Origin of the sequence: Buchnera aphidicola str. Bp (Baizongia pistaciae) (assembly GCF_000007725.1) — a bacterium.
GTDB classification, from domain to species: domain Bacteria; phylum Pseudomonadota; class Gammaproteobacteria; order Enterobacterales; family Enterobacteriaceae; genus Buchnera_B; species Buchnera_B aphidicola_H.
Genome location: NC_004545.1, coordinates 382,909 through 395,383, shown reverse-complemented (window position 1 = coordinate 395,383; position 12,475 = coordinate 382,909). Strand labels below are relative to the sequence as shown.

Below are 12,475 nucleotides of genomic sequence, written 5' to 3'. Positions count from 1 at the left end.
CTATTATATCTATATCATAGTACTATGAACTAATAGTAATTAGATTAAAAATATAATATACAGTTAGTTTGTGTTACTAAGAATATTTTAAAATAGTGAGGTGTAATATGTCTGAAAATATGAATATAAAAAGCAAAATAATAACACAATTTGGGGTTAATAGTAAAGATAGTGGTAAATCCGAAGTTCAAATAGCTTTGTTAACAAATAGAATTAATTATTTACAAAATCATTTTTCTCTTCATAAAAAAGATCATTGCAGTCGTCGGGGTCTTTTAAATATGGTTTCGAAACGTAGAAAATTATTAAATTATTTAAAAGATGAAAATATATCTCGTTATATTAATATTATTAATCAATTAAAATTGCGTCGATAATGTATATAATATAATTATATAAGTTCAGAGTGTTAAAAGTATAATTTTTTAAAAGGGGCAAATGCCCTTTTTAAAAAATTATTTGAATAACTAATTGCTAAAATATAACGCAATTTTAAATACCTATTTTCATTTTTTTTTAAAATTTTTTTGTTCATCCATCATATTTTAAACAAATTTTACATATTAATTTTTGTTTTTTTATAAACAAAGTTAACCTTATATATTAAGGATATTATTTTGCTAAACCCTATTGTACGTAAATTTCAATATGGTCAACATATTGTTACATTAGAAACTGGTATAATGGCAAGGCAGGCAACTGCTGCTGTATTAACTAGTATGGACGATACTACAGTATTTGTAACTGTCGTTGGTCAAAAAAAACTACAAACAGAACAAAAATTTTTCCCAATGACTGTAAATTATCAAGAAAGAACATATGCAGCAGGTCGTATACCTGGAGGATTTTTTCGACGTGAGGGTAGGCCCAGCGAAAACGAAATATTAATTGCCCGCTTAATAGATCGTCCTATTCGTCCGTTATTTCCTAAAAGGTTTTTTAATGAAGTTCAAATTATTGCAACTGTAGTATCTTTAAATCCTCAAGTAAACCCGGATATAGTAGCAATTATTGGAGCGTCTGCAGCGTTAAGCATATCTGGTATGCCTTTTTTAGGTCCTATTGGTGCAGCTAGAATAGGGTATATTAACAATCAATATATATTAAATCCTAATGTGAATGAAATAAAATCTAGTTCTTTAGATTTAATTATATCAGGAACAGAAGAATCTGTATTAATGGTTGAAGCAGAAGCAAATATGTTAACCGAAGAACAAATTATTAATGCTATTAATTATGGACATGAACAACAAAAAATAGTAATTAAAAATATTGAACATTTTGCAAAAAAAGTTAAAATTCCTGTATGGGAACAGTGTTTATATCCTGTTAATGACGACTTAGAAAAAAGAATTATTGAAATTTCTGAACAAGAAATAGTAAAAGCATATAATATTTTTGACAAGGTGATAAGATTAGATGTATTAGATAAAATAAAATCTAAAGCAATAGAAATTATAATTAGTGAATATTCTGGAATAGATGAATTTGAAATTACGTCAATTATCAGCAATATTGAAAGAAAAATAGTTAGAAATAGAGTTTTGAAAAATAGAATTCGTATTGACGGTCGAAATAAAGATGAAATTAGAACTTTAGATGTTCGCACAGGAGTTCTTCCTAGAGTGCATGGATCAGCATTATTTACTCGTGGAGAAACGCAATCTTTAGTTTCAGTGACTTTAGGAACGTCACGAGATGCACAGAATTTAGATGAATTGTTAGGTGATAAAACTGATAATTTTTTATTTCATTATAATTTTCCTCCGTATGCTGTAGGTGAAATTGGAATGGTAGGATCACCTAAACGTCGTGAAATTGGTCATGGAAAATTAGCTAAAAGAAGTATATTAGCTGTCATGCCTAAATTAGATTTATTTCCGTATACAATACGGATTGTATCAGAAATTACTGAATCTAATGGTTCTTCATCTATGGCTTCGGTTTGTGGAGCTTCATTAGCACTCATGGATGCAGGAGTTCCTATATCAAACGCTATAGCTGGGATAGCTATGGGGTTAATTAAGGAAGGAGATGATTTTGTAGTTTTAACCGATATTTTAGGTGATGAAGATCATTTAGGTGATATGGATTTTAAAATTTCTGGTAGTAAAAAGGGAATTACAGCATTGCAAATGGACATAAAAGTAAAAGGTATTACTAATGAAATTATGAAATTAGCTTTATATCAAGCAAAAAACGCTAGAATACATATTCTTAATATTATGAAAAAATCATTAAATGTTCCTAGAAAAGATATTTCTATTTTCGCGCCTAGAATTCATACTATTAAAATCAATCCGGAAAAAATAAAAGATGTTATTGGAAAAGGCGGTTCCGTAATAAGAATGTTAACTGAAGAAACTGGTACAACAATTGAAATTGAAGATGATGGAACAGTAAAAATTTCAGCTGTTATGCAAGAAAAAGCAAAATGTGCTATTCAAAGAATTAAAGAAATAACTGCAGAGGTTGAAGTAGGATCTGTTTATACTGGAAAGGTTACTCGAATAGTAGATTTTGGTGCGTTTGTATCTATTGGGATAGGAAAAGAAGGATTAGTCCATATTTCACAAATTGCTCACAAACGTGTAGATAAGGTTTCAGATCATCTTCGTTTACATCAGGAAATTTTTGTAAAAGTATTAGAAGTAGACCGACAAGGTCGTTTGCGACTCAGTATTAAGGGAGCGAAATAAATATTTATGTTATGAATACTAATTCATATTTTTTTATGTAAGCTAGTATATTTATATAATGTAAATATGACATAAATATATCATTTGTCTAATTAATAATGAAATTATAACAAGATATATTTTTAATAGTAAATTTTAAAAGAATCATATTAATTATTAGTTTTTTATAGAGTTATTTTATGATAGAAATTATTGATAGCTATCTTGTTATAGTAAAATCCTATATAATATCTACTATGTAATTTTGTATATAAATATTTTACGTGAATGGCACTTAATAAATATATATTATTGTATTTATTGAAAATTTAATTCACTTTATGAAAATATGTCTTTGCATAAAATTGTCATTAGAATTATTCTTATAATATCAAAAAAATTTCGAAATTAAACTGATATACAGTTTAAACATTTTATTTAATAAATTATTTAATTTTTAATCAGTTATATTTTTTAATAAAAAATAATAATATTATTATTATGAACTAATGTACACTGGTTGGTGTAACTCAAGAGGTAATACGCATTAGATGACTCACACTAATATGACATTTTCTAGTTTTGGTTTAAATTCGTGTATTATTACTGCATTAAATGATATAGGTTATGTTCAACCATCACCTATTCAGGCTGCTTGCATTCCTTACCTTATAAAAGGAAAGGATGTATTAGGAATGGCACAAACAGGAAGTGGAAAAACTGCTGCTTTTGCGTTGCCGTTATTACATAACATAAAATTAGATGTAAGAGTTCCTCAGATTTTAGTATTAACCCCAACTAGGGAACTAGCTGTTCAGGTAGCTGAAGCTTTTTCTAATTTTTCTAAAAAGTTAATAGGAGTTCATGTATTAGCATTATATGGAGGGCAAAGATATGATTTACAACTAAAATCTTTACGTAAGGGTCCACAAATTATTGTTGGTACTCCAGGACGTTTATTAGATCATTTAAAACGTAGAACATTAAGTTTATCTAATCTTCATAGTTTAGTGTTAGATGAAGCTGATGAAATGTTAAGAATGGGATTTATTGAAGATGTAGAAACTATTATGACAGAAATTCCTGATAGGCATCAAACGGCTTTATTTTCTGCTACTATGCCGGAAGCAATACGGAGAATTTCTAGAAGATTTATGAAAAATCCGAAAGAAATTCGAATCCAATCAAACATTACTACAAGACCAGATATTCAACAAAGTTATTGGATGGTGTATGGCAAAAAAACTGATGCATTAATTCGTTTTTTAGAAGCTGAAGATTTTTCTGCTACAATAATATTTGTTCGTACTAAAAATGCTACATTGGAAGTATCTGAAGTTTTAGAACGTTATGGTTATAACAGTGCTGCACTTAATGGAGATATGAATCAATCTCTTAGGGAACAAACATTAGAAAAATTAAAAGATGGTAGATTAGATATTTTAATTGCTACGGATGTTGCTGCACGAGGATTGGATGTCGATCGAATTAGTTTTGTTATTAATTATGATATTCCTATGGATTCTGAATCGTATGTGCATAGGATTGGGAGAACAGGCAGAGCTGGGAGAAAAGGAAAAGCGCTGTTATTTGTTGAAAACAGAGAACGACGTTTATTGCGTAATATTGAACGGGCTATGAATATTTCTATTTCAGAAGTGAATTTGCCGAAATCAGATTTTTTAAGTAAACGACGGCTCGAAAAATTTGCTCAAAAAGTTCAGATACAATTAGATAGTAAAGATTTACATGAATATCGCGGTTTATTGCCAAAATTACAACCTAATAATAATTCTTTAGATATTGAATCATTGGCAGCTGCATTATTAAAGATGGCGCAAGGTGAAAGATCTCTTATCGTAAAACCAGAGTCTATAGTTAGAGCTAGACATTTAAAAATTAAGGATACTTATCGAAATAATAATTATAAAAGTTTAAATTATGTATCGCGCTATAATAGAGATAAAAATGTAGATTTATATCGTATTGATGTAGGACGAAATGATGGAGTAGAAGTTCGTCATATTGTGGGTGCAATTGCTAATGAAGGTGATATAAGTAGTCGAAAGATTGGAAACGTTCGGTTATTTTCTAATTATTCAACAATTGAATTACCAAAAGGTTTATCTAATACTTTGCCTAAGACATTTATTCGTACTAAAATTCTTAATAAATTTATTAATATAAAATTGTTGTATAATTCAAATTTTAAAGGTAATTATAATGATATTAAAGATGTAAAGGTATATAATAGTAATAAATTACGTTCTAAAAAAATGAATAATAAAAAATTTGTTTCTAGTGGGGTACGAAAAAAAATTAAGACTAATATTTCTTGTAATCGTCGTAGAAGTGTATAAAAACTTATAATAAGTTCATTATTTAATAATTGTAACATTTCAAATGTCTCTTTTATAAAGAAGACTTTTATTGCATGAATATTATTAAAGCAATTAAAGGGTAAGGCAAAGAACTCTTTCTTTGCCTTTGTTTTTTTCTAAACAGTAAATTTTTATTTATTTTTGTAGGCAATTGCGTCAATTTCAATTTTTGCATTTTTAGGTAATTTAGATACTTCAACACATGATCGTGCTGGAAATGTTTTAGTATACTTAAGAAAAAATTTTTGGTATACATCATTAACGATAGTGAGGTCATTTAAATTGGTAATAAATATAGTCGTTTTTACAATATTACCAACATTCATTTCTTTTGATTCTAAAATATAATTAATATTTTGAAGTATTGATTGTGTTTGGAAAGAAATATTTGTATTAATATTATCTGTCTGAGAGATTTGCCCTGATAAAAAAGTAAAATTTTTTATTTGTATTGCTTGTGAATAGGGGCCAATAGGTTTTGGAGATTTATGTGTATGTATTTCTTTAATCACGATAATTTCCTAAAATATGTTATTTGAATAACATATAATAACAGTATAAGCAATAGATGTTATTATATTTAAATTTAAAGAAACGTTATAAAATAAGTTATATATTAATTTTAATTTTACTTTATTATACATGATGAATATATAGTATTATAATTATATGAGATTAAAAATTAAAAGATATTTTTATATTTATTATTAATATAAATTTTGTTTAAAATATTTATATATTAGTACATTAAATAATTTGAAGTAAATAGCACAAAGATGTAATAAGTTTAATAGTCAATAAATATAGTACGCTATATATAATATATGTCATATTGTAATGATATAAGTAATTTGTCTTAGTTAGATATTATTTATGTTTAACATTATTATTATTTATAAGGATTTAAAATAATTTTCGTGTTTAGTGAGGTAAGTATGTATTAATTAAGTTTGGATATATTTTGTGCGTGTAGTAAACGAAAATTAAAAGTAATATTACATTAATATTCAGTAATTTAAATGAGATCGTATAGAATAATTAGTAGGTTTTGAGTATTCAGGATTATTTTTTTTTAGAATATAAATTATTTAACGTTTTTGTATTTTTTAATTATGGTACATTTAAATTTTAAAAATCAATTTTTTTTAAAGTTACAAAAAATTAAAATTATTTTATTTTTTTATAACTTTAAGTTGTGTAGGTTATTGGTAGTATTTAACTTTAATGTAAAATCATTTTAAATATAATGAGGTTAGAGTATATTTTAAAATATAATTCAGTAATTTTCATTAACTTAATTTTTCTGTTTTTTAAATTAATAGAATATAATTTATTCTTATTATTCTAAAATTTTATACATATAAATAGTTTTTTAAAATAGATTACATTAATATTATTTTGATAATTTATTTTAGATATAAGGAAATTCTTTTAAAAGAGTTGATAATAGTAGTGCTTTAATTGTGTGTAATCTATTTTCGGATTGTCTAAAAATTACATCAGATTGCGAGTTAAATACTTGGTTTGTTATTTCAATTCCATTATCTAAATTATGTTTATTAATTATTTCTTCACCTACAATTGTATTTTTGTCATGAAAGGATGGTAAACAATGTAATACTTTTATTTTTTTATTTTGAGTTAATAACAGCATTTTTAAATTTACTTGATATTTTTTTAGTAGTTTTATGCGATTATGCCATGTTTTTTTGGGTTCTCCCATAGACACCCAAACATCGGTGTAAATAAAATCAGCACCTCGAACACCTTTCTGAATATCTTCGGTACAGATAATATTTCCATGATTTTTTTTTGCTTTTAATTGACATTTTAAGAAGAAATCATAGTTTGGCCAAAAACATTTAGGTGCGACTAAACAAAGATTTAAACCTAATAAAGAGGAAGCTTCTAGTAAAGTATTACTTATATTATTTCTAGCATCTCCAACATAAGCGCATTTAATGTTGCAAAATGATTTTTCTGGTAATGTTTCATAAATAGTTAATAAGTCTGCTAGTATTTGTGTTGGATGAAATTTTTCTGTTAATCCGTTCCAAACTGGAACATTAGAATATTTTGCTAAGTTTTTTATGGTTTCATGGTTGTGTCCACGATATTGTATTCCATCGTATATACTACTTAATACTCTAGCAGTGTCTTGTATTGATTCTTTATATCCTAAATGAGTGCTACCTGGCCCTAAATATGTTACTTGTGCTCCTTGGTCAAATGAAGCAATTTCAAATGCACATCTTGTTCTAGTTGATTGTTTTTCAAAAATTAATACAATATTTTTATTTTTTAAATAAGGAAATTCATTTTTATTTTTTTTTTGGTATTTTAGAATACAAGCAATATTTATAATATTTCTAATATCTAAACTAGTAAAATCTGACAGTTTTAAAAAATTTTTTTTATATAATGCATTCATGTTTTATACCAGAATAAAATTTTGACATTTTTAATATGTACAACTTTTTTAGTAATTTTATTGAACAAATTTTAAATATTTTTATAGTACTAATTTTGGTATTATACAATGAAAACAAAATTTTTTGTATCATGTTCAGAAACACCGATTAATATTAATTAATATAAAATAGTTTATTTATTTTAAATAGACTTAATATTAGTAATATTAATATACTATCATTTATGAACAAATTAGCAAATTTAAATTTTGTATATGGACTTTTGTATAATAAATAAATTATAGTATTTTAAAACATTAAAAAATGATAAATTAAACGTTTGTACACATAAATATATTGTGTGTTATAAATTTTTTAAAATAATATTATTAAATATAGTGTGTTTATATTTTTCGTAGAATTATAAAATATTTTTTAAAATTTATTTCTTAATATTGCTAAGTGATTTTTACAAGTATAAAAGTATGAGGATAATATGCGATATCATATTAGTACAAATTTTTTTAAAAAAAAATATAGCGACTGTTTAGTTTTTGGAATTTTTGATGATCTTCAGCTATGTGAATCAGTAAAAGTAATTGATTCGGGTTCTGATGGTTATGTTAGTCGATTAATTAAAGATAATGAAATTAGTGGACAAATTAACGAATCTTTATTATTGCATTCAATTCCTAACTTTCAAAAGTTAAAAATTTTATTTTTGGGATGTGGAAAAAAAGAACGTTTTAATATTAATTTATATCAAAAATTATTTAAAACTAGTATAAATATAATTAAAAAATTATCTGTTAAGGCTTTAATATATTTTGTTACTGATTTTCATATTAAGAATATTAATACTTATTGGAAAATTAGACATGCTGTATCCGAAATTCAAGACAATTTATATTCCTTTAAGAATTTTAAAACATCTAATAATAAAAATAAATTTAAAATTTCATTAGAAGATATTTACTTTTATTTATCTGATCATGATGAGATCAATAGTGGAAATAATGCTATACAACATGGATATGCTATTTCAAAAGGAAAAAAAATTGCTAGAGATCTTTCTAATATGCCACCTAATATTTGTAATTCATCGTATTTAGCTGATCAAGCTATGAAATTGTCGCAATATTATCCTGACCTTATTGATGTTGAAATTATAAATGATATAGATATGAACAAATTAGGCATGAATGCTTATTTGTCTGTTGGAAAAGGTTCTAAAAACAAATCGTTAATGTCTATTATAAAGTATCATGGAATTTCGTTTAGTCAATGTAAAAACATTATACTTATAGGAAAAGGAGTAACTTTTGATTCTGGAGGTATTTCTATAAAGACTTCTCGTGATTTAGATGAAATGAAATTTGATATGTCAGGAGCAGCAATAGTATTTGGTTTAATGTCTATTATTTCTGACTTAAAATTACCGTTAAACATTATAGGAATTTTAGCTGGTTCTGAAAATATGGTAAGTAGTATGTCATTTCGTCCCGGTGATATATTAACTACAATGTCTGGAAAAACGGTAGAGATATTAAATACTGATGCTGAAGGAAGATTAATATTATGTGATGTATTAACTTATGTAGAACGTTTTAGTCCTGAAGTAGTTATTGATATTGCTACATTAACAGGTGCTTGTGTTGTTGCGTTAGGACATCATACTACTGGTTTGTTGTCTAATAATGATATTTTAGCAAAAGATTTACAAAAAGCTAGTAAGCAAACAAGAGATTTAATATGGAGAATGCCTTTATTTGAAGAGTACTATAAAGATTTAGATTCTAATGTTGCTGATATGGCTAATGTTGGAACAAATTCAGCAGGAATGATCACTGCAGCATGTTTTTTATCCAAATTTTCTCAAAAATATGCATGGGCTCACCTAGATGTTGCTGGTACTGCATGGATATCAGGAAAAAATAAGGGTTCTACAGGTCGTCCAATTAATTTATTAACTCAATTTTTGCTAAATAAATTATATAAATAATTAATATGATAAAAATATTAATATTCAATAATTTTATTTTAGATAAAGATTATTATATGTAATGTGTACATCTCATGATAAAAAAATATTTTGATCCATTAAGAATGGAAAAAAGTTTATATGAATTTTGGGAAAAAAACGGTTACTTTAAGCCTCAAAACAACAAAGGTAAACCTAATTTTTGTATAGTGATGCCTCCACCTAATATTACTGGAAATTTACATATAGGGCATGCGTTTCAACAAACTATTATGGATATTTTAATACGATATAATCGTATGATAGGAAAAAATACTTTTTGGCAAGTAGGGACTGATCATGCAGGTATTGCAACTCAAATAGTAGTTGAAAAGAAAATTTTAAAGGAAGAAAATAAAACTGTTCAACAGTTGGGAAAAAAAGAATTTCTAGAAAGAATCTGGAAATGGAAGAATACATCTAAAAATGTTATTACTAGTCAAATGCGAAGATTAGGTATTTCTGTAGATTGGACACATGAAAAATTTACGTTAGATCCTCAAATATCGTTTGCTGTTAGAAAAGTATTTATGACATTATACGATGAATGTTTAATATATAAGCGAAAAAAATTAGTAAATTGGGATCCTGTTTTAAAGACTGTAATTTCTGATTTAGAAGTAAAAAATAGAAATGTAATTGGAAATATGTGGTATATAAAATATTATTTAGTAAAAAATCATTCAATTAAAATTAGTCAAGAATACTATCTAGTCATAGCTACTACTCGTCCTGAAACGTTATTTGGTGATACAGCTATAGCTGTACACCCAAATGATTCTCGCTATAAAAAATATATAGGTTGTTATGCGTTAGTACCTATTATCAATAGAATTATTCCAATAATAAGTGATGAGTTTGTAGATGTAAATAAGGGAACGGGATGTGTTAAAATTACTCCTGCTCATGATTTTAACGATTATGAAATAGCTATGCGACATAATTTATCTATAATCAACGTTTTTACTCGAAATGGAAAAATTACTGATGTAATTGAAGAATATGATATTTCTGGGGAAAAATCTTGCATTTACAAACAAAATGTACCGCTTAGATTTCATCATTTAGATCGTTTTATAGCGAGAAAAATAATTGTTAAGGAATTAATTGCTCTAAAATTACTCATAAAAATTCAAAAACATAATTTAGCCATACCATATGGAGAGCGTAGTGGATCTGTTATTGAACCATTATTAACCGATCAATGGTATTTACGTGTTGAGCCATTAGCAAAAATAGCAGTTGAAGCTGTAAAAAGTGGAAAAATTATTTTTATACCTAAAAAATATGAAAAAATTTATTATTCTTGGATGAATAATATTAAAGATTGGTGTATTTCTCGGCAGTTATTATGGGGTCATCGTATGCCTATTTGGTATGATAAAAAAAATAATATTTATGTTGGATTAGACGAAAAGCACATTAGAGAAAAATATCACATTTCTGATGATATATTTTTAATTCAAGAAACTGATGTTTTAGATACATGGTTTTCTTCTAGTTTGTGGATGTTTTCCTCATTAGGTTGGCCTAATAATAAAGATTTATTTAAAAATTTTTATTCTACTGATGTAGTTGTAAGTGGTTTTGATATTATTTTTTTTTGGATAGCCCGAATGATCATGTTAAGTATGCATCTTATTAAAGATCATAATGGTAATGGGAGAGTTCCATTTAAAAAAGTATATATTACTGGTTTAATTTGTGATGAACATGGTAAAAAAATGTCAAAATCTAAAGGAAATGTAGTAGATCCATTAGATATGATTGATGGTATTTCTTTAGATGCATTAATTCAAAAAAGAATAAAAAGTACAGTTTTTTCAACACACTCCAAAAAAATAATAACACAAATTCAAAGTTTGTATCCTAATGGTATTAATTCTTCTGGGGTAGATGCTTTAAGATTTACTTGCGCAGCTTTGTCAACTCCTACGAGATATATAAAATGGAATATAAATCGTCTATATGGATATCGAAATTTTTGTAATAAGTTGTGGAATGCTAGTCGATTTATATTAATGAATTTAACTCATGAAGTAGAACCTGTAAAATTAATTTTGATAAAACCAATGTCGTTATCTGATCGGTGGATTGTAGCAGAATTTCATAATTTAGTAAAACGTTATAGAACTGCACTAGATAATTATAGGTTCGATATTGCGGCTAACGTATTATACGAGTTTGTTTGGAATAAATTTTGCGATTTTTATATAGAATTAGTAAAATCGTTTATTAACTCATGTTCTATGTTAGAATTAAAGAGTACTAGGTGTACTTTAGTTTATATTTTAGATTCTGTCTTACGTTTAGCACATCCAATCATTCCGTTTATTACCGAAGAAATTTGGCAAAAATTACAAGTTTTTGTTAAGAAAAATGATAAAAATACTATTATGTTACAATCATTTCCAAAGTATGATGTAAAGTTGGTTAATAAAACTATTTTGGAAGATATGGATTGGATTAAAAATATATTTATAATAATAAGAAGTTTTCGGATGGATTTAAAAATTTCTCATACAACATTAATTTCTATATCTTTTAAAAATGTTAGTTCTAAAATACATAAATTAATAGAAGAACATAAAGATTACATCAAAAAAATAGCTTATTTAGACAACGTAAGTATTATTTTATCTAATGTAGATTCAATGTTGTTTTTTAAATCTTATATTGTTCTTGGTGCTGAGCTATTAATCCCTTATTCAAAGATTTTTCCTAAAGAAAAGGAATTAAAAAACTTAAATAAAGAAATATCTAAAATTCAGTTAGCTATTAATAAATTGCAACAAAGACTTAGCAATGAAGAATTTATTGGTAAAGCTCCTATACATGTTGTGAAAAAATATAAAAATCAATTACAAATTTATATAGAACATAAAACTCAATTATGTCATAAAAAACTTACAATGTTAAGAGACTAAAATAATAAATTTAAATAAATATCGTTTATTTTACATTTTAATTATTTATTAAACAATC

At 25.7% G+C, this 12,475-nt stretch carries 7 protein-coding genes; 5 read left to right on the top strand and 2 right to left on the bottom strand.

Going from position 1 to position 12,475, the window contains the following annotated elements:
• The first annotated feature begins 107 nt into the window (after positions 1–107).
• From rpsO to BBP_RS01675, 3 genes are all read left to right on the top strand, one after another.
• Positions 108–377 carry a 30S ribosomal protein S15 gene (rpsO, locus tag BBP_RS01685; protein ID WP_011091459.1) on the top strand — a complete coding sequence of 90 codons (270 nt, stop codon included), beginning with the start codon at positions 108–110 and terminating at the stop codon, positions 375–377.
• A gap of 240 nt (positions 378–617) precedes the next feature.
• A complete protein-coding gene (pnp, locus tag BBP_RS01680) occupies positions 618–2,699 on the top strand; it encodes a polyribonucleotide nucleotidyltransferase (RefSeq protein WP_011091458.1) in 2,082 nt (693 codons plus the stop codon).
• Positions 2,700–3,229: 530 nt separating this feature from the next.
• On the top strand, positions 3,230–5,038 hold the full coding sequence (locus BBP_RS01675; protein ID WP_011091457.1) for a DEAD/DEAH box helicase: 1,809 nt from the start codon (positions 3,230–3,232) through the stop codon (positions 5,036–5,038).
• Positions 5,039–5,190: 152 nt separating this feature from the next.
• On the opposite strand, the gene BBP_RS01670 is transcribed toward BBP_RS01675, so the two are convergent.
• Entirely contained in the window at positions 5,191–5,571 is a 381-nt protein-coding gene (locus BBP_RS01670) for a Rid family detoxifying hydrolase (RefSeq protein WP_011091456.1), read from the bottom strand.
• 899 nt (positions 5,572–6,470) lie between these two features.
• Positions 6,471–7,490, bottom strand: coding sequence for an ornithine carbamoyltransferase (gene argF, locus BBP_RS01665; RefSeq protein WP_011091455.1), 1,020 nt, complete (start codon positions 7,488–7,490; stop codon positions 6,471–6,473).
• Between the two features lie 476 nt (positions 7,491–7,966).
• Here argF and BBP_RS01660 point away from each other — a divergent pair, with 476 nt between their 5' ends.
• Entirely contained in the window at positions 7,967–9,472 is a 1,506-nt protein-coding gene (locus BBP_RS01660; protein WP_011091454.1) for a leucyl aminopeptidase, read from the top strand.
• A gap of 77 nt (positions 9,473–9,549) precedes the next feature.
• A complete protein-coding gene (locus BBP_RS01655; RefSeq protein WP_044010633.1) occupies positions 9,550–12,417 on the top strand; it encodes a valine--tRNA ligase in 2,868 nt (955 codons plus the stop codon).
• Positions 12,418–12,475 lie beyond the last annotated feature (58 nt).

Excerpts from the sequence above, each read along its gene's own strand:
- BBP_RS01675 (WP_011091457.1), top strand. The coding sequence starts at position 3,230 with ATGACTCACACTAATATGACATTTTCTAGTTTTGGTTTAAATTCGTGT.
- rpsO (WP_011091459.1), top strand. The coding sequence starts at position 108 with ATGTCTGAAAATATGAATATAAAAAGCAAAATAATAACACAATTTGGG.
- BBP_RS01660 (WP_011091454.1), top strand. The coding sequence starts at position 7,967 with ATGCGATATCATATTAGTACAAATTTTTTTAAAAAAAAATATAGCGAC.
- argF (WP_011091455.1), bottom strand. The coding sequence starts at position 7,490 with ATGAATGCATTATATAAAAAAAATTTTTTAAAACTGTCAGATTTTACT.